Below are 25,210 nucleotides of genomic sequence, written 5' to 3'. Positions count from 1 at the left end.
GTTATTGGTTATTAGTCAAGAGTGCAAAACCCTTACCCTTGGACAAATGACTAATGACAAAGGACAAATGACAAAATAAAAACTTTATTAAGCTTTGGGAGATCGCAATGGAACGTACATTCTTAGCAATTAAGCCAGATGGAGTACAACGGGGGTTAGTAGGAGAAATTATCCGTCGCTTTGAAACTAAAGGTTTTACCCTAGTTGGTTTAAAGTTCCTGAAAGTCAGTCGGGAATTGGCTGAACAACACTATGATGTTCACCGAGAACGTCCCTTTTTTGCTGGTCTAGTCGAATTTATCACTTCTAGTCCAGTGGTGGCGATGGTATGGGAAGGTGATGGTGTTGTTGCATCTGCCAGAAAGATTATTGGGGCGACGAACCCCTTAACATCAGAGCCAGGAACGATTCGGGGCGATTTTGGCCTGAATATTGGTCGCAACTTAATCCACGGTTCTGATGCTCAAGAAACCGCGAAACGGGAAATAGCCCTATGGTTTAAGGATGAAGAATTAGTTAATTGGCAACCACACTTAACGCCTTGGTTGCACGAGTAAAAAATTAGGAAGTGGGGAGTGGGGAGTGGGGAGTAAGTGAACAATTATTCTTCCTCATCTCCCTCATCCCCCTCACTTATTTAGAGACTTCGCTCTTTTCTGGTTCTACTTGGGGTAATTCAGTACCAACACGCTTGGAAAATCCCCAGCCTAAAATCAGGAAAATGGCAGCAATCATGATCCATTCTGGTGGAACTAAACTATCGTTCACCACTTTCAACAACAAGCGCAAGCCTACCAACGCTACAGTTACATAGCCTGCGTCTTCTAGGTTTTCATATTCGTCTAGCCAACGGATAAACAATCCCGCCATGAATCGCAGTGTAATAATACCGATTGTTGCACCGGTCAGCACTAGCCATTTTTCTTGAGAAACTGCGATCGCAGTTGTCACGCTATCCAAAGAAAATGCCAAATCTGTAAATGCAATCACGGGTATTGCTTGCAACAATGAATTAAAACGCGGCCCGTGATGGTGATCGTCTTCACTTTGTTGAGAGGTAAAGTGTTGGAATACCAACCACAGCAGATAAGCAGCGCCCAATAATTCAAATTGCCAGAATTGTTGTACCCAAGTGGCAGTGAGAATCAGGCTGATTCGCAGCACATAAGCAACGACTAAACCAAAGTTCAAAGCTCTACGCTCAAGTTCCTTGTCTTCCAACCCTTTTGCGATCGCAGCCAGGGCGATGGCATTGTCGGCAGATAACAGCGCCTCTAAAAGCACCAGGATCAACAGAACTATAGGGGCTTCAACGCTGAAATGAAAGTCGAGGTAATTAAAAATTTGGTCTAGCATTCCGGGTTTCTCAAGCAGAAAAAATTAAAATTTGACAAGAACAGAGATTTGCGTGTTAAAAACCGCAATAAATTGCCACTCTAATTCAGCTTAACGTGGTTGTGGTGCATTTTGAAGACGGTTGAATGTATGCGATCGTCGTGTTAGTGGGGTAACTTGCGTATAAGTCAATACACCAAAAGTTTTAACATCTAGTGAGTGCGATCGCAATGGGCTGCTGTCAGTTCGCATCTAGAATATAGGATATGAAAACAAAAATATATTTTGTATCGCCCTCCAAGTGCTAAGACCTCATAGAAAATTTGTAGGTTGGGTTGAACGGAGTGAAACCCAACATTTGCATGGCTTTGTTGGGTTTCCTTCCTCAACCCAACCTACACCGAAGTGATTTTTTAGGCAAAACCTACGCAGTATTGATTTTATATCGCCCTTCAAGCGGCTTATTATTTTAAAATAATCAAAATTTCTCAACCTATAAGCAGACCTCTTAATCAGCTTTTAAATAGTTACATTATGGATGACTTCGCTTTACTCGGCTTAAGAGATTTTACTTCTTTGATTACAAACGTGCAATTCGTTTTGCGGAGTCAGGAAGTATTGATTGATTGTGTATATAATCCTGATGAGCGTTTGCCTTATCGTTTTGTTTTTTACGATTGTCGAGAAATTAAATGGAATTTGCTTTTCCCCGACGATACTTGTGACACAGAAGCAGATATATTTGATTTTTTATTAGGTAAGGAAAATCACTTTCAACCTGCTCTTTTTCATACAGATATTTTTGATATTACTATTTTGTATCGAAGCTTTAAGCTTGAAAAAAATTGGTGAAGCTATTATTTAGAAATCAAAATTCATTTTTTAATTGAACCGCTTTCTCTGCGAGAGGCTTCCACCAACGCATAGCGTCTCGTAGAGAAGATGCAGAGGACACAGAGAGAAAAAAGAAATGCTTAACTGAACTGTATTGCATTAAAATTAGGGCGTATTAGCCCAGGAAGTCTCACATAATTCCCCTTTGATAGACGGTGCGTGAATAACGTACCCTAAAAATTGGAGATTTTTTAAATTTAAAGCCCCTAATTGCAATTTCCTCTACCACTACGCAATTCCAAATTTCACAAAATCTCTGCCAACTTTTCCACCAGACTATTTACTAAATCCAATAACCTGATGTCATCTGTATAAAAACTATTTCCTTCACCAGCTAACAGATTTTTTACAGCAGATAACCTGTCATTGGTTTCAGTAATTCTCCAAGATTCATCTAAGTTTACTGCAAAATCAAACAGCGATCGCTCTCCTAAATGCTGTCTTACCCTAACAGCTACACTATCATTACTTACCAAAAATTCCTTAATACTATCTAATTGAAAATTACCTAAAATCTCGTCATGTCCCCACGTTTCTAGCCAGTCTCCCTCCACATCTTCAACGTAAATATTGACAAAATCAACACCGTAAGTTAACCAGTTCTGCTGCATTTGTCGCGCTGTTGCTAAAGCTTCAGCAAATGTATCTACTTGATTGTTGCAGTGAGTTTCTCTTTTATTAGCCATAAAAGCTCTAATTAGCACGTAAGTATATAGGCTAGACACAAATCTGAAATATCAAATTCCTGAAAATTCACGAAAATTTTAAATATTTGCCACCAGAAAGGTAATCACTGTTATACAGGGCCACGTTGACTAACTGGTTGACAAAATTAGCATCCTTGGGATTGTAACTTAAGAACAGCCCCCTCTCGATTTCCCACGATCGCAATGTATTTTGCCAAGCTTCGTACTTTTGATGATTAAGTTCTTCACTAACACTGGTAATTTGAATGCACAGTGGTTTATTGTTACGACTAACAATTAAATCTGTTGCCATTGAAAGGTCGGCTATATAACGCTGCCAAAAACTACCTTCTCGCTGAACAATATCTTGGGCTATTGATTTAATGATATCATCATCTACCTGATTAAATTCGCCTGCCATCAATTTTTGCTTCCAAATATAAAACTTGGAGTCACTTGCATTAAACCATCTGGGAAATAAATAACCATACCAATATCTTTCAATCGGCGTCATCAGCTCGAACTTTGCCTTTTGTTCTTCTTCTGAAGGTAAGGATTTGATTATCAGCCAAATTGTCGAATCCGTAATTACCTCTAGTAAAAAGGCCGTGACAAAGGGTTTTGCAGTCAGGGAACCTGGTTTGATGTCTTTTATCCAACGATTGATTTCATGTAATCTTCTCGCTAAATTATGATCTATCGACGAGGCTTGCTCGATAAGGGACTTTAGCTGATCCTTAATTTCTTGTGCTTGCAAACGATGCCCTACTTTCAGAAGATTACGCTTTTTTTACACGCTGATAACTAGATTTTAACTTGAAAATGTCTTTAATTAATTTCCTGATGTCATCAAATATTCTCTAGGTGGATGCCCTGTGTACGTAAATCGAGCAATTTCTTGCTCTGCTTGTTCGGCACGTTCTTTTGCCTGTTCGGCACGTAAACGTTCTTGGTTAGCCAATTCTTCTGATGATAGTATCAATTGATTTTCAGTAGTGAAGAATCTTAATTTACCTTCATAAACTCCCAAATAAAGTTCTAACTGCTGACTCCACAAACGGCCATCAGTGATTACTTGGATTTATTGATACTTCCCATCAACTAGATGAAACCCTTGAAGTTCCATTGTTACAGGATCAAACCAAAAATAATCTGGTGTACGGAAGGTATCTTGGTAAACTTGTTTTTTTAAACCTTTATCAACTGCTGCTGTTGAACTTGACAAATTTTCCACAATCACATTGGGATATTTGCCGTCTTCTTGCCAAACTACCCAACTCTTACGGTCTTTTTTCTGGGTTCCCAAAACTACAAAAAAGTCTGGACTACGAAAATATTCTGATTTTTTCTGGTTAGGACTGTAGTAAATCGTCAAATTGCCAGAAGCATAAAAATCTTGCCTATCTCGCCACCATAATTTGAGGATGCGAATCAGCAAATCAATTTGGTCGCGGTGTAGATCGCTTTCTAAGGGTGGTTCGTCACTAAGTATATCACCAGGAGGAAAAATAATTTCGTCTTCTGAAATATTATCAGAGATGATTTCTACAGTAGCCGGTTCAGACATCAGCGATCGCTTTGCAGATTTAGGTTCATTTTACTGAAAATTCGGTAACTTGCAGATGGCTTTGAAAACTTGTAATAACTCTATTGCACCTGGAGATTCATTCAGATTTAATAATGGCATTAACTGATAATTTGGCTGCACATCACTTCTTAAATAAACAAATTGATAACGCAGTCCGTTAGTTGCCAAACCCAAAACTGATGGTTGTTGATCTAAACTTTTAAAAGCATAAGTAAGTAATTTAGGCAAACCCTCACCCACTTCAACCGCACTATTTTTCGTTTCAATCACCACAACCCAAAAAGGGGGTGCAATATTACTTTGAGAATTATTAATTGCTAAAATATCCATCCGCCCAGTAATTCTTTTGTCTTCATCTTCAACTGCGATCGCAATGCTATCTTCCATTGTCAACCGAATCGGCACATCGTAAAACCCAGCTAACCGCATCAAGGGTGCGATCGTTAAAAATTTAACCAAACCTTCAGAAATTTTACGATCGCTTAAGTAACTATCAAAGTCGTTTCTGATTCGTAATAAATCGTGCTATTCAAACTCAGAGAGTGGTTCTAGAGTTAAGAAGTCTGTGAATGAACCATTTTAAAGCTTTTCTAATTTGAGAAAGCGATGAACATCGTTGAGAGATAGGCTGCTGGCTTCGACGGTGAGGGGCATAGTTTCAGGCTTTGCTTGTCAAGACTACTTACATTTTGCAACATTCCCAGTAGATAGGTTGTAAAACGTTTTTACATTTCTTGATCGCTTGCTTTTGCTAGATGAAAATCAATGTAAACTAAATAACTTGGCAATTTCTACCTAGCTTAACGAAAATCTAAACAATGTCTAGCACAACTGGGCTAAGAATAGTTTTTAGTATTAATAGCGATCGCACTCATAACTAACCATGTCTCAACCAACTATAGAATCAATCCTACAAGAGAATCGTCTATTTCATCCTGCCTCAGAATTCTCGCAAAATGCCCATATCAAAAGTTTAGAAGACTATCAGCGTCTCTACGACAAAGCCAAAGCCGATCCGCAGCAATTTTGGGCAGATTTAGCTGGAACAGAATTAGAATGGTTCCAAAAATGGGATACAGTATTAGATTGGCAACCGCCTTTTGCTAAATGGTTCGTTGGCGGTAAGATGAATATTTCTTACAACTGCCTTGACAGACATCTCACTACCTGGCGCAAAAATAAAGCAGCATTGATTTGGGAAGGAGAACCAGGGGATTCGCGTACCCTCACATACGCCCAACTGCATCGGGAAGTTTGCCAGTTCGCCAATGTGTTGAAGCAACTAGGTGTACAAAAAGGCGATCGCATTGGTATATATATGCCGATGATTCCCGAAGCTGCGATCGCAATGTTAGCCTGTGCGAGAATTGGCGCACCCCACAGCGTAGTATTTGGTGGTTTTAGTGCCGAAGCTTTGCGCGATCGCTTAATCGATGTTAAAGCTAAACTGGTAATCACGGCTGATGGTGGTTGGCGCAAAGATGCGATCGTTCCTCTTAAAGAACAGGTAGATAAAGCCTTAGCTGATGGTGCTGTTCCCAGTGTAGAAAATGTCCTCGTTGTCAAGCGCACCGGACAAGAAACTTATATGCAGTTGGGGGGACGCGATCATTGGTGGCATGATTTGCAAAAAGGAGTATCAGCAGATTGTCCCGCCGAACCAATGGACAGCGAAGATATGCTATTTGTCCTCTACACCTCCGGCAGCACGGGCAAACCGAAGGGCGTTGTGCATACAACTGCTGGTTATAATTTGTATACCCACATCACCACCAAGTGGATTTTTGATCTCCAAGACACTGATGTATATTGGTGTACTGCCGATGTAGGTTGGATTACGGGACACAGCTACATTGTTTACGGCCCTCTTTCCAACGGTGCAACTACAGTGATGTATGAAGGAGCGCCTCGCGCTTCTAATCCTGGCTGTTTTTGGGATGTAATTGAAAAATACGGTGTTAATGTTTTTTATACTGCACCTACGGCAATTCGGGCATTTATTAAGATGGGCGAACAACATCCCAATGCGCGAAACTTATCTTCATTGCGTTTGTTGGGAACCGTGGGCGAACCGATTAATCCAGAAGCTTGGATGTGGTATCACAAAGTAATTGGTGGCGATCGCTGTCCAATTGTGGATACTTGGTGGCAAACGGAAACAGGCGGTATCATGATTACACCGCTACCAGGGGCGATTCCCACTAAACCAGGTTCCGCAACTCTTCCCTTCCCAGGAATAATTGCAGATGTCGTAGATTTGGAAGGAAACACCGTACCAAATAGCGAAGGCGGTTATCTAGCTGTGCGTCATCCTTGGCCAGGAATGATGCGGACAGTCTACGGCGATCCAGAACGCTTCCGCCGCACCTACTGGGAACACATTCCACCCAAGGATGGTAACTATACTTACTTTGCTGGTGATGGCGCAAGACAAGATGAAGACGGTTACTTTTGGGTAATGGGTCGCGTGGATGACGTACTGAATGTATCAGGACACCGACTCGGTACAATGGAAGTAGAATCAGCCTTAGTTTCGCACCCAGCAGTTGCAGAAGCGGCGGTAGTGGGTAAGCCAGATGAACTGAAGGGTGAAGAAGTAGTGGCTTTTGTGACTTTAGAAGGCACTTATCAAGCAAGTGAAGAACTGAGTAAAGAACTCAAACTGCATGTTGTCAAAGAAATAGGTGCGATCGCACGTCCCGGAGAAATTCGCTTTACAGACGCTTTGCCCAAAACGCGATCGGGTAAGATTATGCGGCGCTTGCTGCGAAATTTAGCCGCCGGACAAGAAATATCTGGGGATACTTCCACATTGGAAGATAGAAGCGTCTTGGATAAATTACGGGAAGGGGCGTAAGTAATTCTAAATGAGGTTAGTAGGGGTGCATATATGTGCCCCTTTACTGTCTGTCTTCTGATGCATTACGCGATAACGCACCTCATTTATCATAAATATTAGAACATTATTAAGGCATTCAGGGCGATGAAGGTGAAGCGCAAACTGAAATCAGCATTTGTTCAATCTTTTAGTGGCATGACGCTGAGTATTATCACTGGAATTGGTTTATCACCATTAGCGTTAGCGGTTCCTGCAAAAGTTTTTTTGCATTCCCCTGGACAGTCGGTTGAGAGACAACCACAAAAACTAGCGCAGTTTTCAGACACAGGAGGGCCATCACAGCGATCGCAGATGCTGCAACAAGCCAATGCTTTATTTAATCAGGGAGAGTTGACAGGTGCAGAGGAAAATTTACGCAAATTCGTTAAACAATTTCCAGACGATGCCTTCGGACACTTTCAACTAGGAAATGTGCTTTTTCGGCAAAAGAAACCAGAAGAAGCAATTAGTTCTTATCAAGAAGCGATTCGCCTCCAGCCAAAATACGCTCTAGCTTACAATGCGATGGGTATGGTTTACGCTAGCGAAAGTCGCTGGGAAGAAGCCATTACTCAATATAAAAAAGCTTTAGAAATTAATCCTAATTATGGCGAGGGGCTGACTAATTTTGCACTGGCATTGTGGCAAACAAATAAAAAAGATGAGGCGCTATCTTCTTTAGAAAAAGCTTTAAAAATCTTCAAAGAACAGAATAGAGGTGAAAAAGTTAACCAAGTAGAGCGAATTTTAAAAGAGATCAAAACTGCTGAAGATCCTAGTGTTTCATGAAAATCATATTATTTAACGTTAGAGCATTGGAATATGTTTGATAACGTGAGTAAATAGCTTAATTTAGTATCTTTTCGCGCAAAGATGCAATTGTGCATCTTTGCAGTTTTGATGTGAAAATGCAAAAAGAGCTTATAAAAATAGATAAAGTAGTAATAATTTGATATCAAATAAATAAATTTTTGGCTTTTTTACAAATTAGTAAAGGGTACAATAATTAAAATCTTTAGACTAAGCATTTATTATACCAATTTCAAAATAAAAGTGCCTTTTGATATAGTAATTCCATAATACCTGTGTAGTGATAGCTCTCTCCTGAACTACTCAATACTTTAGGTATTGACCCAGAAGATTAGATTAAGAGGAATTACTCATATTATAAGATGATATAGCGGTTATCGATTCTATGAGAACACCAAAGTCCTTGCTGTCAAATCATTTCAGCAAAGTTTATGTATCTCACTGAACTGCACACCGCTATAAACTGTATCAAAAAACGCTTTTAAAGGTTCATGTACCATTCTGGGATAGAAACACCACTACAATAAAAGTCAGATAAACCTTTGGTTACCAGAAATGTTGGATTAAGAAACATTTTTTTGTTATGAACTTATGAAATCATGTACTTAGTAATGTATAATTAAGCCCAAGAGTTCAGGGTGCTTGTCAAGTATTAAACTACTTGCTGGTACTGCCAAAGCATGTTGTATGTCTAAATCTGCAATCACTATTACCGTCAAATTGTTCGCTGCTTATCAAGAAGCCTTTAAGGTTTCGGAACTGGTGCTGGAATTTCCCAAAAGTATACCAGTAAAAACAGTATGCGATCGCCTCATAGCTGAACACCCCGAACTCTCCCAATGGCGTGAAGTCACCCGCTTTGGAATTAATCTAATATTTGTCGAACCAGATACTCTACTACAAGACGGGGATGAAGTCGTACTGATTCCACCAGTCAGCGGCGGCTAGCAAAAAACTTAGGAGTCGGGAATTAAAGATTTAAAACTTCTAATTCATAACTAATGACTCTCGCATTGCAGTTTGATTGATTTTTACATTAGCATACATATTAATCCCTACTTTTACTTAACACTGCAAACTCTTGTTTTAAGGGGGAGAGTGAAAAACTACCGTTTAAGCAATTGCACTTATAATGCAGAATCCAATGCTAGTAATTGCAAATCTTTTTGAATGTATGTTTAAAGCTACGACTCCCAGCAGCACAGAAGAATACCAAGAGCAATACCAAGGAGCAGCAAACATAAATAATATTAAAGTAACCCATCCTATATTTATACTAAGATTATTTTCAGAATATTTCTTTTTCCAATATGGTTTTACCAGAATAATCAAATAAGAAACTACAAATATAGAAAATATTATAGGTTTAATTATTGAGTATAAAGTATGTTGGAAACTTAGAGAAAAGTTTAGGATTTTCAAACTTAGTAAACTCTTTACCAAAGCATATAATGAATCGCCTACTTTTTCTTTAACTCCAGGATTTAAAAGGCTTTTCCAAGCATCGACTGTAGGTAAATCTATAATAGAAGTAGCAAAAACTATACCTAAAGAGATGCAAACAGCACTAAATATAATTTTCCAACGTTGTTGCTTAATCAAATAAACAAAGATTAGAGGTAACCAAATAATTGGTAATGTTTTAATTAAAAAACCAATCCAAGCTGTCACAATTGCAGCTATATAATTATGGTTTTTGAGGCAGATTATTAAAATAATTAAAACTGTAGAGATTAATACATCAACATGTGCATTTGTAACCTGCTCATACAGCAAAAATGGGTTAACTAAATATGCAATTGTTACATTAACTTTATGAGGAGATGTTTTTAAATGCTGCCATATTAAGGAACTATTTAATATATGGAATGAAAGACATATTAATTTAAATACATAAATTCCCAAAGTTGGAGTAATTGCAACAAAAATAGCGGAAAACATAAAAAATAGTTGAGATATAGGCCCATAAGTCGAAGTCTGTTTCCAAACCAGGAATGGAGACAACTTTGAGGTAAATGTGCTTGCAGCATTAATAAAAGGATCAATTCCATTTAAATCCATCAAACCATAATGCACGTATAGATTAATATCAGTGGTTACTGGATAACTTATGAAGGCAATTAACAAAAAAAATGAACTATTTTTTAGTATTTTTCTAAAACTTATATCTCTTTTTTTGTTTTTGTTTATTATTAACCATACAATATATATAATAATTAAACAACGGTATTCTATACCTACTCTTATTTTGTCAATAGTTTTAGAAAAATCAGGTAAATATTGACCTGGTGAATTAGCTAAAGCCTCAAGGTTAAAAGAATAAGCCCTAATTGCTAATTCAACACACAATATTAATGAGAATATTATCGCAAAAACTAACAATATTTGGTTTTTTTTCTGATTGCTATAATTATTAATATTTAGCATAATCATTCAAAATTGACTCAATAAAGTTTTTACTTGTCTCATTAAAATAGAGGTTTCTTTTGCCATTTAATTCTATACAATTAAATGCGTCTAAACCTCGTCTATTTTGTTGGAATTCTAGATGTTTTCAGTCCTGGTTTGAGTTTTGAGCTTTTTCCTAATTCCAATAAACTACGGTTTTCAAGGTAGATGTGGTTTAAGTCAATAGTACTAGAAAGTTATACTAGTAAAACTGAACATCTTCAATTACTTTAACAGGGATTGGCATTAAGCCAAGATCCTTGCATAAGTGGGAATGAAGTTTGAAAAACCGTGTCAATTCTGAATTTTGGCGTTGCTGAATTGAAATATGAATCTGGATGTAGAGACGTAGCACTGTTAAGTTTCTACAAGGATTTTGGTATTATGCAAAATCATTTTCAGCTATCTTGAGTAAGAGGTAAATGATAGTTGCAAATAGTTGGGGTATATTTTGCTCTTTCCCTACAGAATCGCTATGCCGATTGAAATATCTGGTGTGTAAAAAATTCAACCTGTTATTAAGCGCCAACTAACAGTCAGTTAACCAAAAAATTTTCTCCCAAAAGCGGTAATTTTTCAATCAATATACTACATATCTCTATATTTTGGCGAAGATATTGCTTTATGGATCACTTTTAAAATAATGGGGAGTGGTGTAATCCAATTAATTGAAAAATGCAGTCAATATTTTTTGCACATGTTACCATTGGCAAGATAATTTTCCTGCTGTCCTTACTCGTCTGGAATCAAACTGGTTAGAAGTTGGACATGCCAATTCTACTCAATAGCTTTAGGACTTAGCAACTAGCAACTAGCTTCACTAAGCGATCTAACTCTTGCTGCATCTGACTAACAACTAATTCATAACATTGATTGACATAGTAGCGATCGCTGGCTGCTTCAGTACCGTAACGTTGAAATACAATTGGTGGACAAACCCGCGTGTATATAGACACAGGCAATGGAATGTTGGGTAACGGGCCAATTGCTAATCCCCAAGGTAGTCCAAGATAGATCGGAAAAACTTCCGGATCAATCCCCAACAGCCAAGGCATTCCCCATTCGTGGAGTTGCTGCACAATTTTATAGCAGTCAGCCAGTACAATCAGCGTATCGTGAGCGCCCCAGGAAATCACAGGGACAATCGGCACATTTTCCCGCAACGCTAACTTGATAAATCCTTGTCGCCCCGCAAAGTAGATTTTGTTACGTAAATAATGCGGTCGGAAAATATCTTCGGCTCCACCTGGATAAACTAGCACACTTGCTCCAGAGCGCAAGGCAGTGTAAGCCATTTTCGGATGAGCCATGATTGCTCCAGCCTTAGCAACCAGTTGCGCTAGTGGCGGGCTAACCTGCCAAACCTTGGGATGCATCAAACCATAAACAGGTTGCTCTACACCAAATCGTCGGAACCAGTCGTACATCATCATTGTCATATCGGGAGCCGAGAGTCCCCCATTATGCGAACCGACAAATAGGACTTTTTCTTGGGGTAGAATATTATCCCAGCCACTAGTTTGAACTCGGAAATAGTAGTGATAGAAAAAGCCCAACAGAGGCATCAGAGATTCTATGAACTTTGGATCTCGCTCATCCAAAGACCAACCGGGTTTTTTGTTTATGAGATGTTGCTTTTTTGACATCGATGCATTCTAACAGGATTGGTAAAGGTCAAACAATCCTTTGTTAGGTATGACCAGGTTTGCTTCATGCACAAAATCTGATTCGTCTAAAGACTTTAAATCAGTTTCTTCTCTAACAGCAGCTAATTCCAACTTAATTAGTTTTGCTTGGTCTTTGCTTTTCTGAAACAAGTGTGAGCTTTTAAAGTTTAACCAACTTCGGTCTTGCCCAGCAGCCAAAAATCTCCTTAAATGAGCGTCCATATTTTAAGTTACCTTGGTAGATGCATTTTCCCTATTTATTTTTACATAGTTTGGGTTTTTCCTGCCTAGTTAACACCAAAAAGTTCATGACAACGGTATGTAATGATTTAATTAGCAGAATTACATTTTTTACATTTTGGAGTATGAACGTATTTATTCCACTCAAGTCGTGGGTTATCGGATCTGTTTTTAGTCACTAGATAAAAAAGTTGTCTCTCCTTGAGTAACAAGAAAAAATTGTGTGCGCTCCTCAGTTAACAACAAACTTATTGCCATTACCAATTCAGAGCAGCTTCCAGCAAGCGTACCTACTGCATAGGAGGGCATAGCATTACCAATAAGGGAAATCAAGGTTCCTACAAATAACCACGGCCATTTCAGCCTAAACCAAATACCGATGCCAATTAGTAGGACAAACAGATTAACTACAATCGTGATAATTGGTGGGCCGCTCAAGTTGGCAACATGATAGCGTAGGATTCCTGCGAACTCTATTGGAACTAGTTGCAGCCCTGTATAGCGAGTGATAATATCTATTGCTGTAAGTCCCAATGCGATTACCCAAGATAAAACTCGCACTACTGTATTAGCCCAATTAGCTCCGGCGCGGTGAGCGAGTTCAACACCAATCACAATAAATAGCGGTACAACTAAATAATGTAATAGAAAGCGCAGCATAGAGAGAGTTTTCAAAAGCTCTCCTTCACCAATCAGACTTCCTATTGAAAGAATGATATTGTCATAGCTAATGCTAACTAGTACTATAGGTAACACAATCATTGCTAGGCTAGTTGATTGCTGCCACATACGAATTGCCCAGCCGATTAGTACCCATTCTATCAAGATAAGACTGAAATGTGTTACAGGATAAATTATTGACATAAGTAATGTATTTACATAGCGTCAACATAATTCATTCATAATTATTAATTTATAATTTCAAGAGTGTATAATCTGCTGAACTATCCACGCCCTTTAAGACCACACTCACTCAAAATTTAATAGGGGCTGCTGTACAGGTTCTAAAATTTATGAATTATGAATTATGAATTATGAATTATGAATTATGAATTATGAATTATGAATTATTTAATCATATATTCCAAGCACAAATCTTGAGGGCTGAAGCTGATTCAGCTAATTTGTGCTTGGAATAAAAGCTAGCTCGACTTATTCACTAAATTTGTCGCTTTAATTACGGTTGAAAGTGGTGTCTAAAAATCATCCGATAAAACAACTGTTAGTTTGGTGTTACGTTTTGGTGCAAAACCACTTCCTTCAGCTACATAAGTAATTACTCCTCCTGCTTCTAAAACAGCAGGGCCACCACAAGCTTTAATTAAATCAACACCGTCCTTTACCTTAATATCTTGGCAACCAAATTCAAGTCCATTTGGGCCAGTAATTTTAATCTTATTAATTGTTCCAGTTTCACCAGTCGGTAAAAAAAGTTTAGCAGAGCGAATAACTGTTGTAGCTGGTAAAGAAATTGGTGTTGTTGTATCGATACTGAAGTTTCCTCCAGTAATTTGAGCTTTTTCCGTAATAATTAAGGTAGCAAGCGTGCTTGGTGCTGCGATTGCTGATGTAGAAAAACAGAATATAAGAAATGATAGGGCAAATGCAAAAATCTTTGCTGGATTGATGAACATCTTCAATGAATTCATGATGATTCTCCTTTTTAAGTTTTACAAAATCTCTTGGTCTAGGCTCAATAGTCTTATCTGGTGATTTTTAGCTATTTATGCAAATTTAAAAAAATTATAGGTTTTATTTCCTAATAACCAAAACGTCTTTTGCTCTGTCTGTGTCTAGTAAGATAATGCGCTGACGTTTTTCCAAGGGCGTTTCAAAGTGATACTAAAGCTCATCAGTAATCAAAAAGGAAGTAACGAAATTTGATTACTAGCGCCAAAGATTGATCTATAAAAGTTTTAGTTAGGTACGACTTGCTTCTGATTGACTAGCCAAACAGAGAGCAGAGCGATCGCTACACCAACGACAATAAAGCAATAAATGTAGCCGAAGCTATCCACAATCCTACCGAATAATCCTGCGCCGATTCCCTGGCCAACAAACAAGCTGAAGGCGAACAGCGAAACGGCTGTGCCTCGTGCTTCTGGGGAAAGCTCAGTGGCTTGGGTTTGGAGGGTGCTGTGCATCATATAAAAGCCCAATCCCATTAAAATACTCAAGGGGATAAATAGCATCCAGTTCTGGAATAATGCGATCGCTAAGAAGCTGATAGACATCAAGCCCCCTCCCATCCCCATTAAACCAATTTCACCCAGTCGTCTTACAAACCATTTAACTGAGCGACTGTAAATCAGTCCACCCAATCCGAAACCACTGAGCATAAATCCGATCGCCACATAACTAAGACTATAGCGATCGCGCAGAAATGCGCCGATGTAAGCAAATGCGCCAAAGACGCAAAACCCTTCTACAAACACTCCTATAATCACAGTCCGGGCGATCGGTTGGGTTAATAGTTGGTAATAAGGTCGAAATGTTATCCTACCTCTTTGCTCTTGGCGACCTTGAGCATTACCCAGATGGCGCGTCCCTCGCCATAAAAGTCCAGCAATACCAAGAGATACGATACCAAATAGGAGAAAGATGTCACGCCAGCTGATATATTCCCCAAAAATACCGCCCAAACTACCACCCAGGATTTGACCTAGCATCAGGGCACTTAGATACTTGCCGATCGCAGCTTGGCGTTTTTCATAAGGAAAGTTGTCACCAATATAAGCTAGGGTGATGGGGATGATCCCAGCAGCAGCCATCCCTGTGAGAAATCTTTGCTCATAGTTGCGATTGATGATCTGGGTTTAGAGCTAACATAGCGATCGTCACAGTGACAAGACAATTTCATTAAGCTCAAGGTTGAATAGTCTTCGCCGACTGGTTAAATAACAAATCTCGTGACTTATCAGGATCAATCGCTTGAGTTTTGAATGCTTCTGCTTTCTCATAAGCGCGAATTGTTGCTGGACGGGCTTTTATTGCCTCAAACCACCGCTTGAGATTAGGAAAATCTTCTAGATTCTGACTTTGGCGTTCATAGGGCACAATCCAGGGATAGGCAGCAATATCGGCGATAGAATAATCACCAGCCACAAATTCTCTATCTGCTAGTTGCTTATTCAGCACTCCATATAAGCGTCCTGTCTCATTCACATAGCGGTTAATGGCATAGTCTATTTTTTCGGGAGCGTATGCGCTAAAGTGATGATTTTGTCCCGCCATTGGCCCCAGTCCTGCCATTTGCCAGAACAACCATTCTAAAACTTGAGTGCGATTACGTAAATCTTGGGGAATTAATTGCCCGGTTTTTTCTGCCAAATATAGCAAGATTGCACCAGACTCAAATACCGAAATCGGCGCACCTCCATCTGCTGGTTCGCGATCAACGATCGCCGGTATGCGATTGTTAGGAGAAATATTTAGAAATTCGGGTTTAAATTGATCCCCAGCCCCAATATTCACAGGAATTATGCTATATTGCAAACCGACTTCTTCTAAGAAAATCGTAATTTTATGACCGTTTGGGGTTGTCCAATAATAAAGATCAATCATGGTTATTTTCCTCAAATTGTGCGCTCGTTTTTTAAGTCAATGGTGCGGACACCTCTTTCGCATTTTTCACAAAGTCTAACAAAAAGGAGAGGACTGCGAAAATGTATATATAGTAGGCATTTTAGCACTTTATACCGAAAATTATTGTCCTAGAGGTAAGATGGAAAATCGCTGTTAGGAATGGAGCTACAGCCCCATGCTGGACTATTGTGCTGGGCTTTTTCGAGAAGTTGGTGAAGTTAAACTGTAAACCCAAAACCTAGAATTTCAAATACTTAGAGAGTAACTTATGAGTCAAAAAACAGTAAAGCTGATTGAAGGAAACTTATTGCCAAAAGGAGATTATGTTTCGCCAGGATTTTCCACTATCCAGCCAGATTCCTATTTTCCCAATATAATTTTAGGAAATAGATATGATTCTTTTTGGCTTTACTTGCGGCGGGATATTACTCATAACTGGTACGTGGATAAGCGAAAGCATAATGTCGGATTTGTCAGCAGAGATGAAGCTCATATTTTATACAATACAGCATTAAAATTTAAAGGGAAAAAAGCTTTAGAAATAGGTTGCTGGATGGGTTGGTCAGCCTGTCATTTGGCTCTAGGAGGAGTAGAGCTAGATGTCATTGATCCAATGCTATCTGAACAATTATTTAATGAAAGCGTCACAGAGTCACTAAAGTCGGCAGGCGTTAAGGAATCTGTAAATCTAATACCAGGATGTAGCCCTGAGAAAGTAGAAGAAATAGCAAATAAATTTCAACGTAAATGGTCATTGATATTTATAGATGGTAATCACGAAGCACCAGCTCCGCTCAATGATACAATTATTTGCGAACAACTTGCAGAAGCAGATGCTTTAATTTTATTTCATGATTTGGCTTCTCCCGACGTAGGCCAAGGCTTGGACTACTTAAAAGAGAAAGGATGGAACACAATGGTCTATCAAACTATGCAAATTATGGGAGTTGCATGGCGAGGAAATGTTGAGCCTGTAATACATCAGCCAGATCCTAAAATTAACTGGGCCCTACCTCCACATTTACAAGGTTATTTTGTAAGTGGTTCAGTTCAAACTGCGACGGAAGATAAATTTGCAGAAATTCTCAAAGCAGTTCGACCATATACTTTATTGAGTGAAAGAAAGTTATTCTCACTTTATAGTCAGGCAAAACAACTATATTGTTATTTTTTTTGGCTGCCAAAAATGTTACTACCAGCGATCGCTAGAATCAAATCTATCAAGCACGATTAGCTTTAACAATTTCAGTATTCGTCTATCTACTGCAAATAAGCCATCGCTAGCGTAGCTGCTGTGGCTTGCAAACAAGACATTGGAGCAATATGATTTTGTGAGTTCAACTTAAAAAGAAGCGATCGCACGACGAAATAATTTAGCTTTACATTGCTGTTGCTGTTCAGTTTTCGTTTTCGCACGTCTGTGGGTGGCGCGATCGCGTGGGGTGAGAAATCCCTCTGCGAACAATCGCCTTAATTAGTCTTGGCTTAATATTTTGTCTTGTCCGTTATTGGAAACCTTCATTTTTGCAGGTGATTTGGCGATCGCAGCCCAAACTCTATGGTGAACCTGAAGAATTGGTGTGGGATATTTTGCTTCGAGTAATGTTGCCAATTCTTGGTCAAATACTTCTACCTTTTCTGCTGTCATACTGGCTCCCACGCCTGCACTAGCACGAATTCGTCCTCGCCAAGCTTCGTGTGTATAAGACACAAAGACATCGTAAGAAAATGTGCGGATTTCTCGGAATCCTCCTTCACCAATGTCTTGTAACCACAAAGGATACATTCCATTACCGCCATCCAAATTCCACGCTGGATTATGAGCCTTAATCAGTTGTTCTGTTGCTTCAACGACATTACCTTTTAAGGGTATCCAATCAAAATGAGCGATCGCGAGCGAGCCATTGTTTCTCAATATCCGAGTAATTTCTTGGACAGCACGCGGACGATCAAACCAATGCCAACACTGTCCGGCTGTCACCACATCCGCGCTTGCGTCTGCTAACTCGGTATTCTCGGCAGTTGCGACTCGATAATCTACTTTGAGTTCGATAGATTCGCTTAACAGTCTCGCTTGTTCTAAAAGTGATACTGATGGATCTATGCCAATTACATAAGCACCCCTATCAGCAAAGCCCCGCGCTAGTGTTCCTGTTCCCGTACCAAGGTCAACAATATTTTGCCCTGGTAAACCTATACCATATTCAGACAGTTTGTTAAATAATGAACTGGGAAAGCCAGCGCGGTGTTTTGCATAATCAGTAGCAGTTGCACCAAAATCAATATTCATACCTGCAAAACTATTCTTGTAACAATTGTCTTGGCTAAAAGTTCTCTACCCACGGACGTAGTTCTACTTCATAAGTCCAAGCACTGCGGGGTTGGCGTAAAATACTGAGATAAGTTTGAGCGATCGCATCTGGGTCAAGAGTACTATCAGGATTATCTACCGGATCTTGCCGAACTGCTGAACGGATTACACCATCAATCACGAAATGCGCCACATGGATATTCTTTGGTGCTAATTCTCTAGCAATACTCTGAGCGAAACCGCGCAGTGCAAATTTCCCCATTGCAAAGGGAGCAGACAGAGGATAACCCTTAACACTGGCTGAGGCTCCAGTAAAAAATATAGCACCGCCGCCAAGTTGCAAAAACCTTTTGGTAGCAGCTTGGGCTACAAGAAAGCCACCATAAGCAGTTATCTCTAGGGTTTTTGCCACCTCACCAAGGTCTAGGTCAACAAGAGGCCCCCGCACCCGGTAACTGGGATTGTAAACTACAAGATTCGGGGAACCAATTTTATTATCAATATCAATAAATAACTGTTCTACTTCATCTGGGTTTGAAGCATCAGCAGCGAAACTAACTGCGCCAATTTCACTGCTCAATTGAGTGAGTTTTTCAATTTGGCGAGCCGCTAAAGCTACGGTGAATCCTTCTTTGGCAAATAAGCGAGCTAAAGAAGCACTCAGTCCGCTACCTGCACCGACAATTAAAGCTGTTGTTGTCATAAATTTAATTCTCCTTGTTAGGATTAACAGTTGATAATAGTTCTTAGTTTTGATTGGATGTCAACTTTCATCTTCATAAACCTTACTGCGATGCCCTACTTTAACTACACTTATTAACAAAACATCGTCATATATTTCATAAATCACTCGGTACTCGCCTACTCGAATCCGATAAGTATTTTCCTCATCTTTTAATTTTTAACCCCGTTGGGACGAGCTTTTGTAGATAAATTTAAAATTTTTGAATCTATGCGATTTTTAATATTATTTGGAAGTTTATTTAGTTGTTTTATTGCACCCTTATTAAATTCAATTTCATACATCACGCAGTTTATTTCTCATATCCTTTATATTCGTTCCAAGACACAGTACCATTGATGCGTCTATCTTCCCTAGCTTCTCTAATAGCTTTTATATCCTCTTCCTCCTCTTCATCATCTATACGCTTTAGTAGAGCGTGAATCTCGTCCAAAGTACTGTCATAAGCTTGATTTAGCAGTACGTTGATATCTTTAATTAATTGTTCGCGTTCGTGTTCGTTTTTCATTTTTACTCATCCTCTGCAATTAATTTTTTTGACACTTTATCAAATATCTCGTTCCCAGTCGGAGACTGAAAATGCCTAATGGGGGCTGCGGTCTCAAGACGGACAGAGGAAGCAGAATAGCTAGAGAAATATTTAATACATTGATTATTATTAATATAATAGAGAGGGTTAGAAGATTCCCAAAAAATTAGTTAGCCTATTGGTAATTAAGCACAACTCTAAAACCTATATCCGAACCGCAGGAGCGTGGAGATTGATGACCTCGGTATGTACATCTTGGCCAGCCAGAACTTAACAGATGCCCTCCCCGATATACTTTAGAATACATATTAACATCGCTTAGGCTTAAACCTAATGTCTGGCGATGTTTTTTGAATTCTTCAACTGTAACCCCATGTGGATTAACCCAATTTGTATTCGGGTCATGGTAGTATTGGCCTGTGGTATCGTACCAGTCACTGCACCATTCTGATACATTTTGCCACATATCCAAACACCCATAGGGGCTTTGTTTTTCAAGGCAACATCCAACAGGTTGATTAGTCTTAGGATATGAGCCTTTAGTATTAGTAATATTACGATCTGGGTATAATAAAGCTATTTCTTCAAGCCAATCCACCTCTTGATTTCCCCAAGGATACAACTGTCCATTTTGTCCTCGACACGCCTTTTCCCATTGCGCCTCTGTAGGTAAGGCATACGCACCACCTAAAGTTTCTTTCAGCCATTGAGTGAACTGGCAGGCATCAAACCAAGAAACAAAAACTATTGGGTACATCTCTCCTGGGGAAAACTCAGCTGCTAGGTTAGGCAATGACGAGTAAAAATCACGGGCAGATGCGCTCGAAGTTTCATTATCATACGACCAGTCATAACCAGTATTCCTCAAAAATTCCTGCCACTGACCTACTGTGACGGGGGTTCGTTGAATTGCATAAGTTGATAGCCATACTTCCCTTTGAGGCTGTTCTTCATACTCAGCATTAATCTCAACTTCAGGATCAGCGCCCATAAGAAAAAATCCTTCTGGAATTATTACCATATCAAGCATTGAGTTCATTACAACACCTCTCTTTAAAGTGTCACTCGATTAATCTATTTATAAATTAAGGATTGAGCGTGACTGAAGATTGCTGTGAATTGCCCTTAGTGGGAGTTTGACCAATTTGCAGTACACCAACTGCGGCAATTAGACAGAGAACTCCTGATAAAATAAACGCTTGTAAATAACTACCCGTCGAAGTTCTCAATACACCGGCTCCGAATGCTGCTGTGGCTGCACCAATCTGGTGTCCTGCGACAATCCAACCGAACATCACGCCGACATTTTCTTTACCGAAGACGTTGGCAACAAGACGGACTGTCGGTGGTACAGTGGCAATCCAATCAAGTCCATAGAAGACGGCGAAAATGGAAAGTCCATAGAAGGAAAAGTTAAAACTGAAGGGTAAGAAAATCAAAGACAAACCCCGTAGTCCGTAGTACCAACACAATAAGTAGCGATTGTTCCATCGGTCAGATAGCCAACCGGACATAGTAGTTCCAAAAAAATCGAATAGTCCCATGATTGCCAAAAGACCAGCAGCCTTGACTTCAGGGATACCGTGGTCAATACAAGCGGGAATCAGATGAGTTCCAATTAACCCATTTGTGCTAGCACCACAGATAAAAAAGCTACCAAATAGCAACCAGAAGTCGCGCTTACGCATTCCCAGCCAAAGAGCGTTAAGGGTAGAGGCGATGGAATTTGCTCTAGGCTGTGATACTTCCACAGTTTCGCTGTTGTCGCCAAAGGGTCGCAAACCGACATCCGCCGGCCGATCGCGCATAAAGGCTGCGATCGCTGGAATAATTAGAAGTGCTGCACCAGTCAGAGCTAGAGCAGCAGTTCGCCATCCAAAGCGATCGGCTACTGAGGCCAGCATGGGCAGAAATACCAGTTGCCCCGTAGCTGTACTGGCAGTTAAGATGCCCAGAACTAGACCCCGCTTTTCAAAAAACCAGCGATTGACAACAATAGCACCCAAAACCAGGGCGATAACTCCGCTACCAGAACCGACAACTACACCCCACAGCAAGACTAGCTGCCAGGAAGTTGACATCAAAGTGGTTAAACCGACACCGAGAGCAATGACAGCAAGTGAGAATACCATCATTCGGCGAATGCCGATCCGCTCCATAACTGTGGCGGCAAAAGGGCCAATCAACCCGTAAAGTACTAAATTAATGGAGATTGCTAAAGATATAGTTGCTCTACTCCAGCCGAACTCCTGTTCGAGAGGCACTATAAAAACTCCAGGAGCAGAACGAATTCCGGCTGCAACGAGCAAGGCTAGGAATGTTAAACCAGCTACGATCCAGGCATAGTGGAACGAACGACGTGCTAGGAAGGAGGGTAAGGACATGAGTAGTGGGTGGGGAGTGGGGAGTGGGTAGTGGAGAGTGGGGGGGCAGGGGGAGCAGGTTCAAAAATTCATTCACGAGTATAAAAGACTCGTTGGCGAGTATAAAAGACTCATTGGCGAGTATTAAAGACTCATTGGCGAGTATTAAAGACTCATCCCCTATTCTCCATGCCCAATGCTCGATTCTCAATTTAGGGAAAGCTACCCTGCATAAGGATTACCGATTCTATCCACAGAGATGTTGGAGGAGAATGGCAAACGACCGGGATTTAAGCGTGGTTCTGCGGCATAGCCAACAGGAACTAAAACAGCGATCGCTAAATCTGGATTATCCCCAGCACCAATCACTTGTTTTACCTGATCCTCAATCCAACTGTTCATAAAACAAGTGGATAATCCCAAACTTTCTGCTGCTAACACCAAATGAGTAGCGGCAATAATCGCATCTAGTCATAATTACGAATTACGAATTACCCCTTAGCTACCAGCTCATTAGCAGCTGACCAAAATGGATAATCTGTATATCCTTCTTCACCGCCACCATAAAAGGTTGCTTGATTTGCTTCATTTAGTGGTGCATTTAAAGCCAAGCGTCGGGGTAAATCTGGGTTTGATATAAATAATGTGCCAAAGGCAACTAAATCTGCTGCTTTGTTTGCCAGTATAGCATCGCCTTTTTCACGAGTATAGCCACCATTGACGATGAGTGTACCTGTAAAGCGATCGCGTATATGACTAGTGGGTACAATTATTCCGCCATGTCTAATATCTGCTTCTGTTGCCTCATAAATATGCAGATATGCCAAATTAAACTGGTTCAACGCTTGAGCCGCATAACCGAATGTCTCTAGGGGATTGGAGTCACCTATATCGTTAAAAGTCCCACTAGGAGAGAAACGTACCCCTACCCGGTTAGAATCCCACACACTAGTTACTGCCTCTGTCACCTCCAACAGGAATCTGGTACGATTTTCAATGGAACCCCCATATTTATCTGTACGTTGATTGGTGCGATCGCGCAGAAATTGATCTATTAAATAACCATTAGCTGAGTGAATTTCTACCCCATCAAACCCAGCAGCCAGGGCATTTGCTGCTCCCTGACGATACTGTTCGACTATCTGCGGTATTTCCGAAGTTTCTAAAGCACGGGGAGTAACAAAGGGTTTGGGCCCCTGATAAGTTGCGGCCTCACCTTTAGGAGCAATGGCAGAAGGTGCCACAGGTAAAGCTCCATTTGGTTGTAAGTCAGGGTGAGAAATCCTCCCTACATGCCATAGTTGCATAAAAATTCTTCCTCCCTCCTGATGTACGGCATCGGTTACTAACTTCCAGCCCTCCACCTGTTCTGGTGAATGAATTCCTGGTGTAGCAGGATAGCCCTGTCCTTCAGGAGTTACCTGTGTTGCTTCAGAAATAATCAATCCGGCCGAAGCACGTTGGGCGTAGTAGGTAGCATTCAGTTGGTGTGGTACATTTCTCTCACTTGCCCTGTTTCGAGTTAAGGGTGCCATTACTATCCGATTAGGTAGTTCCAGATTCCCTAATTGGTAAGGAGAGAATAAGTTGATATCACTAGTCATTGGTTTTATCTCCAAATTATTTTAGTCATTAGTCATTGGTCATTGGTTATTCTCCTCATCTCCCTCATCTCCCACTTCCCACTTTGTACAGACGCGATGAATCGCGTCTCTCCCCACCCCCACGCAAAGCGAAAGCGTATTAATTAAACAATTGACCGAATAACGCCACCATCTACCCGCAAAGCTGCACCATTAGTTGCTGAAGCTACGGGGCTAGAAAGGTAAACTACGATCGCTGCTACTTCTTCATTAGTTGCAAAGCGTTTGATTAAGGAACTTGGACGCACATTTTGAAAAAACTCAGCCTCGACTTGGGCGCGATCAATACCGCGTTCCTGCGCCAGGTTGTTGATAAACTCTTCAACTCCTTCTGAGCGGGTTGGGCCAGGAAGAACGGAGTTTACTGTGACTCCAGTCCCGACAGTCATTTCTGCTAGACCTCGTGCAATGGCTAGCTGTGCTGTCTTAGTTGTACCGTAGTGAATCATTTCCACTGGAATTTGAATGGCAGATTCGCTGGAGATAAAAATTATCCGCCCCCAGTTTTGCTCTAGCTGCTTTTGCAGATATTGCCGACTCAAACGGACTCCACTCAGGACGTTAACCTCAAAGATGTTTAACCAGTCTTTATCAGTAATATCAAAGAAGGTTTTTGGCTCGTAAATACCTAAATTGTTTATCAGGATATCAACGTGAGGAACCTCTTGAAAGAGTTTCTCTACCCCTGATGCAGTACCTGTGTCAGCAACCACACCAGAAACTTTCGCCTCAGGTGTAGAATGCTTAATTTTAGCGATCGCTTCGGCTACTCGTTCTTCAGACCGACCGTTGACAATTACTGATGCACCCTCTTGAGCTAACCCAAGAGCGATCGCTAAACCAATACCTGCGGTTGAACCACTCACAAAGGCGGATTTACCATGCAATTTCAAGTCCATTTCGCTCTTTCCCCGTTAGTTGAAACAGAATTCAGAAATTGGGAATGGGGCATTGGGAAGACGCAGAGGGGCAGCAGGAAGCGTGCAGAGCAGAATAATTTTCCCCCTGCTCCCTATCTCCCACTCCCCACTTTGTACAGACGCGATGAATCGCGTCTCTCCCCACTCCCCACCCTCACCCAGCAATTTTGGGTTGGTCGAGTACTAGATTAAAGATGCTGTGCTAAGGTCTTATTCAAGGTGGTTTTTGGAACTGCCCCTACGACAGTATCGACCTGCCGACCCCCCTTAAAAACCATCAGTGTAGGAATGCTGCGAATTCCATAATGGCTGGCGACAGTAGGATTTTGATCTGTGTTCAGCTTCACAAATTTCACCTGTCCTTCGTATTCAGCAGCAACTTCATCGACGACTGGGCCCACCATCCGGCAAGGGCCGCACCACGGCGCCCAAAAGTCCACTAATACCGGAATTTCACTTTCCAAGACTTCTTGCTTGAATGTGGCTTCTGTGACATTTGTAATGGATGACATAAAATTGCCTTCCTAATTAATTCTATAATTCGATAATATCGAATAATAAAAATATATGC

The 25,210-nt window shown here is 40.5% G+C and carries 28 protein-coding genes and 2 pseudogenes; 6 read left to right on the top strand and 24 right to left on the bottom strand.

Going from position 1 to position 25,210, the window contains the following annotated elements:
* Window positions 1-107 precede the first annotated feature (107 nt).
* Entirely contained in the window at window positions 108-557 is a 450-nt protein-coding gene (ndk, locus tag V7K25_RS24020; RefSeq protein WP_335161258.1) for a nucleoside-diphosphate kinase, read from the top strand.
* A gap of 76 nt (window positions 558-633) precedes the next feature.
* Here the strand turns inward: ndk and V7K25_RS24015 are convergent, their stop codons facing one another.
* Window positions 634-1,356 (bottom strand): TerC family protein, encoded by a 723-nt coding sequence (locus tag V7K25_RS24015; RefSeq protein ID WP_335161257.1) that lies wholly within the window; start codon window positions 1,354-1,356, stop codon window positions 634-636.
* Between the two features lie 90 nt (window positions 1,357-1,446).
* A complete protein-coding gene (locus V7K25_RS24010) occupies window positions 1,447-1,587 on the bottom strand; it encodes a hypothetical protein (protein WP_335161255.1) in 141 nt (46 codons plus the stop codon).
* 282 nt (window positions 1,588-1,869) lie between these two features.
* Here V7K25_RS24010 and V7K25_RS24005 point away from each other — a divergent pair, with 282 nt between their 5' ends.
* Complete coding sequence (locus V7K25_RS24005) at window positions 1,870-2,187, top strand: hypothetical protein (protein WP_335161253.1); 318 nt, start codon at window positions 1,870-1,872, stop codon at window positions 2,185-2,187.
* Window positions 2,188-2,474: 287 nt separating this feature from the next.
* Here V7K25_RS24005 and V7K25_RS24000 read toward each other — a convergent pair whose 3' ends face one another.
* The 4 genes and pseudogenes from V7K25_RS24000 to V7K25_RS23985 form a co-directional block, all read right to left on the bottom strand.
* Window positions 2,475-2,915, bottom strand: a complete 441-nt coding sequence (locus tag V7K25_RS24000) for a hypothetical protein (protein WP_335161251.1) — start codon at window positions 2,913-2,915, stop codon at window positions 2,475-2,477.
* 67 nt (window positions 2,916-2,982) lie between these two features.
* On the bottom strand, window positions 2,983-3,672 hold the full coding sequence (locus tag V7K25_RS23995) for a hypothetical protein (RefSeq protein WP_335161249.1): 690 nt from the start codon (window positions 3,670-3,672) through the stop codon (window positions 2,983-2,985).
* A gap of 75 nt (window positions 3,673-3,747) precedes the next feature.
* A pseudogene (locus V7K25_RS23990) lies at window positions 3,748-4,482 on the bottom strand (Uma2 family endonuclease).
* A 30-nt stretch (window positions 4,483-4,512) separates the two neighbouring features.
* Window positions 4,513-4,962, bottom strand: a complete 450-nt coding sequence (locus tag V7K25_RS23985; protein ID WP_335161247.1) for a hypothetical protein — start codon at window positions 4,960-4,962, stop codon at window positions 4,513-4,515.
* Window positions 4,963-5,386: 424 nt separating this feature from the next.
* On the opposite strand from V7K25_RS23985, the gene acs reads away from it, so the two are divergent.
* The 3 genes from acs to V7K25_RS23970 all read left to right on the top strand — a co-directional run bounded on the left by acs (window position 5,387) and on the right by V7K25_RS23970 (window position 9,139).
* Window positions 5,387-7,360 carry an acetate--CoA ligase gene (gene acs, locus V7K25_RS23980; RefSeq protein WP_335161245.1) on the top strand — a complete coding sequence of 658 codons (1,974 nt, stop codon included), beginning with the start codon at window positions 5,387-5,389 and terminating at the stop codon, window positions 7,358-7,360.
* A 126-nt stretch (window positions 7,361-7,486) separates the two neighbouring features.
* On the top strand, window positions 7,487-8,170 hold the full coding sequence (locus V7K25_RS23975) for a tetratricopeptide repeat protein (RefSeq protein ID WP_335161244.1): 684 nt from the start codon (window positions 7,487-7,489) through the stop codon (window positions 8,168-8,170).
* A gap of 708 nt (window positions 8,171-8,878) precedes the next feature.
* Window positions 8,879-9,139 carry a MoaD/ThiS family protein gene (locus V7K25_RS23970; RefSeq protein ID WP_335161242.1) on the top strand — a complete coding sequence of 87 codons (261 nt, stop codon included), beginning with the start codon at window positions 8,879-8,881 and terminating at the stop codon, window positions 9,137-9,139.
* Between the two features lie 165 nt (window positions 9,140-9,304).
* On the opposite strand, the gene V7K25_RS23965 is transcribed toward V7K25_RS23970, so the two are convergent.
* From V7K25_RS23965 to V7K25_RS23935, 7 genes are all read right to left on the bottom strand, one after another.
* Window positions 9,305-10,618 carry a hypothetical protein gene (locus V7K25_RS23965; RefSeq protein ID WP_335161240.1) on the bottom strand — a complete coding sequence of 438 codons (1,314 nt, stop codon included), beginning with the start codon at window positions 10,616-10,618 and terminating at the stop codon, window positions 9,305-9,307.
* A gap of 818 nt (window positions 10,619-11,436) precedes the next feature.
* Complete coding sequence (locus tag V7K25_RS23960; RefSeq protein WP_335161238.1) at window positions 11,437-12,285, bottom strand: lysophospholipid acyltransferase family protein; 849 nt, start codon at window positions 12,283-12,285, stop codon at window positions 11,437-11,439.
* Window positions 12,286-12,294: 9 nt separating this feature from the next.
* Entirely contained in the window at window positions 12,295-12,528 is a 234-nt protein-coding gene (locus tag V7K25_RS23955) for a hypothetical protein (protein WP_335161236.1), read from the bottom strand.
* Window positions 12,529-12,717: 189 nt separating this feature from the next.
* Entirely contained in the window at window positions 12,718-13,410 is a 693-nt protein-coding gene (locus V7K25_RS23950; protein WP_335161234.1) for a hypothetical protein, read from the bottom strand.
* Window positions 13,411-13,742: 332 nt separating this feature from the next.
* The gene (locus V7K25_RS23945; protein WP_335161232.1) at window positions 13,743-14,195 is read right to left on the bottom strand and encodes a hypothetical protein; all 453 of its coding nucleotides are present in this window, start codon (window positions 14,193-14,195) and stop codon (window positions 13,743-13,745) included.
* Between the two features lie 267 nt (window positions 14,196-14,462).
* Window positions 14,463-15,353: an MFS transporter gene (locus V7K25_RS23940; protein WP_335161605.1), complete on the bottom strand. Its 891-nt coding sequence runs from the start codon at window positions 15,351-15,353 to the stop codon at window positions 14,463-14,465.
* A gap of 58 nt (window positions 15,354-15,411) precedes the next feature.
* The gene (locus V7K25_RS23935; protein WP_335161230.1) at window positions 15,412-16,110 is read right to left on the bottom strand and encodes a glutathione binding-like protein; all 699 of its coding nucleotides are present in this window, start codon (window positions 16,108-16,110) and stop codon (window positions 15,412-15,414) included.
* A 289-nt stretch (window positions 16,111-16,399) separates the two neighbouring features.
* Between V7K25_RS23935 and V7K25_RS23930 the strand changes: the two genes are divergently transcribed.
* On the top strand, window positions 16,400-17,365 hold the full coding sequence (locus V7K25_RS23930) for a class I SAM-dependent methyltransferase (protein ID WP_335161228.1): 966 nt from the start codon (window positions 16,400-16,402) through the stop codon (window positions 17,363-17,365).
* A 108-nt stretch (window positions 17,366-17,473) separates the two neighbouring features.
* Here the strand turns inward: V7K25_RS23930 and V7K25_RS23925 are convergent, their stop codons facing one another.
* The 11 genes and pseudogenes from V7K25_RS23925 to trxA all read right to left on the bottom strand — a co-directional run bounded on the left by V7K25_RS23925 (window position 17,474) and on the right by trxA (window position 25,151).
* Window positions 17,474-17,596, bottom strand: a complete 123-nt coding sequence (locus V7K25_RS23925) for a hypothetical protein (protein ID WP_335161226.1) — start codon at window positions 17,594-17,596, stop codon at window positions 17,474-17,476.
* A 9-nt stretch (window positions 17,597-17,605) separates the two neighbouring features.
* Complete coding sequence (locus V7K25_RS23920) at window positions 17,606-18,421, bottom strand: class I SAM-dependent methyltransferase (RefSeq protein ID WP_335161224.1); 816 nt, start codon at window positions 18,419-18,421, stop codon at window positions 17,606-17,608.
* 34 nt (window positions 18,422-18,455) lie between these two features.
* Complete coding sequence (locus V7K25_RS23915; RefSeq protein ID WP_335161222.1) at window positions 18,456-19,145, bottom strand: SDR family NAD(P)-dependent oxidoreductase; 690 nt, start codon at window positions 19,143-19,145, stop codon at window positions 18,456-18,458.
* A 60-nt stretch (window positions 19,146-19,205) separates the two neighbouring features.
* A complete protein-coding gene (locus V7K25_RS23910) occupies window positions 19,206-19,292 on the bottom strand; it encodes a type II toxin-antitoxin system RelE family toxin (RefSeq protein ID WP_335161603.1) in 87 nt (28 codons plus the stop codon).
* A 184-nt stretch (window positions 19,293-19,476) separates the two neighbouring features.
* The gene (locus V7K25_RS23905; protein ID WP_335161220.1) at window positions 19,477-19,692 is read right to left on the bottom strand and encodes a hypothetical protein; all 216 of its coding nucleotides are present in this window, start codon (window positions 19,690-19,692) and stop codon (window positions 19,477-19,479) included.
* Window positions 19,693-19,888: 196 nt separating this feature from the next.
* Complete coding sequence (locus V7K25_RS23900; RefSeq protein WP_335161218.1) at window positions 19,889-20,752, bottom strand: formylglycine-generating enzyme family protein; 864 nt, start codon at window positions 20,750-20,752, stop codon at window positions 19,889-19,891.
* Window positions 20,753-20,798: 46 nt separating this feature from the next.
* Window positions 20,799-22,097, bottom strand: coding sequence for an MFS transporter (locus V7K25_RS23895; RefSeq protein ID WP_335161216.1), 1,299 nt, complete (start codon window positions 22,095-22,097; stop codon window positions 20,799-20,801).
* Between the two features lie 201 nt (window positions 22,098-22,298).
* A pseudogene (locus V7K25_RS23890) lies at window positions 22,299-22,544 on the bottom strand (nitroreductase family protein); the annotation flags it as partial.
* A 23-nt stretch (window positions 22,545-22,567) separates the two neighbouring features.
* Window positions 22,568-23,680, bottom strand: coding sequence for an alkene reductase (locus V7K25_RS23885; protein WP_335161214.1), 1,113 nt, complete (start codon window positions 23,678-23,680; stop codon window positions 22,568-22,570).
* A 143-nt stretch (window positions 23,681-23,823) separates the two neighbouring features.
* Window positions 23,824-24,618, bottom strand: a complete 795-nt coding sequence (locus tag V7K25_RS23880) for an SDR family NAD(P)-dependent oxidoreductase (RefSeq protein WP_335161212.1) — start codon at window positions 24,616-24,618, stop codon at window positions 23,824-23,826.
* Between the two features lie 209 nt (window positions 24,619-24,827).
* Entirely contained in the window at window positions 24,828-25,151 is a 324-nt protein-coding gene (gene trxA / locus V7K25_RS23875; RefSeq protein WP_012412473.1) for a thioredoxin, read from the bottom strand.
* Between the last annotated feature and the right edge of the window lie 59 nt (window positions 25,152-25,210).

Source organism: Nostoc sp. (assembly GCF_036919495.1).
Lineage (GTDB): Bacteria > Cyanobacteriota > Cyanobacteriia > Cyanobacteriales > Nostocaceae > Nostoc.
Note: the sequence above shows the minus strand (reverse complement) of the source record. Positions and strands in the feature narration are given on the sequence as shown.

Coding starts and splice junctions, on each gene's coding strand:
- acs (WP_335161245.1), top strand. CDS start 5,387: ATGTCTCAACCAACTATAGAATCAATCCTACAAGAGAATCGTCTATTT.
- V7K25_RS23915 (WP_335161222.1), bottom strand. CDS start 19,145: ATGACAACAACAGCTTTAATTGTCGGTGCAGGTAGCGGACTGAGTGCT.
- V7K25_RS23950 (WP_335161234.1), bottom strand. CDS start 13,410: ATGTCAATAATTTATCCTGTAACACATTTCAGTCTTATCTTGATAGAA.
- V7K25_RS23880 (WP_335161212.1), bottom strand. CDS start 24,618: ATGGACTTGAAATTGCATGGTAAATCCGCCTTTGTGAGTGGTTCAACC.
- V7K25_RS23930 (WP_335161228.1), top strand. CDS start 16,400: ATGAGTCAAAAAACAGTAAAGCTGATTGAAGGAAACTTATTGCCAAAA.
- V7K25_RS23945 (WP_335161232.1), bottom strand. CDS start 14,195: ATGAATTCATTGAAGATGTTCATCAATCCAGCAAAGATTTTTGCATTT.
- V7K25_RS23885 (WP_335161214.1), bottom strand. CDS start 23,680: ATGACTAGTGATATCAACTTATTCTCTCCTTACCAATTAGGGAATCTG.
- V7K25_RS24005 (WP_335161253.1), top strand. CDS start 1,870: ATGGATGACTTCGCTTTACTCGGCTTAAGAGATTTTACTTCTTTGATT.
- trxA (WP_012412473.1), bottom strand. CDS start 25,151: ATGTCATCCATTACAAATGTCACAGAAGCCACATTCAAGCAAGAAGTC.
- V7K25_RS23970 (WP_335161242.1), top strand. CDS start 8,879: ATGTCTAAATCTGCAATCACTATTACCGTCAAATTGTTCGCTGCTTAT.
- V7K25_RS23955 (WP_335161236.1), bottom strand. CDS start 12,528: ATGGACGCTCATTTAAGGAGATTTTTGGCTGCTGGGCAAGACCGAAGT.
- V7K25_RS23965 (WP_335161240.1), bottom strand. CDS start 10,618: ATGCTAAATATTAATAATTATAGCAATCAGAAAAAAAACCAAATATTG.
- V7K25_RS23895 (WP_335161216.1), bottom strand. CDS start 22,097: ATGTCCTTACCCTCCTTCCTAGCACGTCGTTCGTTCCACTATGCCTGG.
- V7K25_RS23900 (WP_335161218.1), bottom strand. CDS start 20,752: ATGAACTCAATGCTTGATATGGTAATAATTCCAGAAGGATTTTTTCTT.
- V7K25_RS24015 (WP_335161257.1), bottom strand. CDS start 1,356: ATGCTAGACCAAATTTTTAATTACCTCGACTTTCATTTCAGCGTTGAA.
- V7K25_RS23975 (WP_335161244.1), top strand. CDS start 7,487: ATGAAGGTGAAGCGCAAACTGAAATCAGCATTTGTTCAATCTTTTAGT.
- V7K25_RS23935 (WP_335161230.1), bottom strand. CDS start 16,110: ATGATTGATCTTTATTATTGGACAACCCCAAACGGTCATAAAATTACG.
- V7K25_RS23905 (WP_335161220.1), bottom strand. CDS start 19,692: ATGAAAAACGAACACGAACGCGAACAATTAATTAAAGATATCAACGTA.
- V7K25_RS24010 (WP_335161255.1), bottom strand. CDS start 1,587: ATGCGAACTGACAGCAGCCCATTGCGATCGCACTCACTAGATGTTAAA.
- V7K25_RS24000 (WP_335161251.1), bottom strand. CDS start 2,915: ATGGCTAATAAAAGAGAAACTCACTGCAACAATCAAGTAGATACATTT.
- V7K25_RS23920 (WP_335161224.1), bottom strand. CDS start 18,421: ATGAATATTGATTTTGGTGCAACTGCTACTGATTATGCAAAACACCGC.
- V7K25_RS23960 (WP_335161238.1), bottom strand. CDS start 12,285: ATGTCAAAAAAGCAACATCTCATAAACAAAAAACCCGGTTGGTCTTTG.
- ndk (WP_335161258.1), top strand. CDS start 108: ATGGAACGTACATTCTTAGCAATTAAGCCAGATGGAGTACAACGGGGG.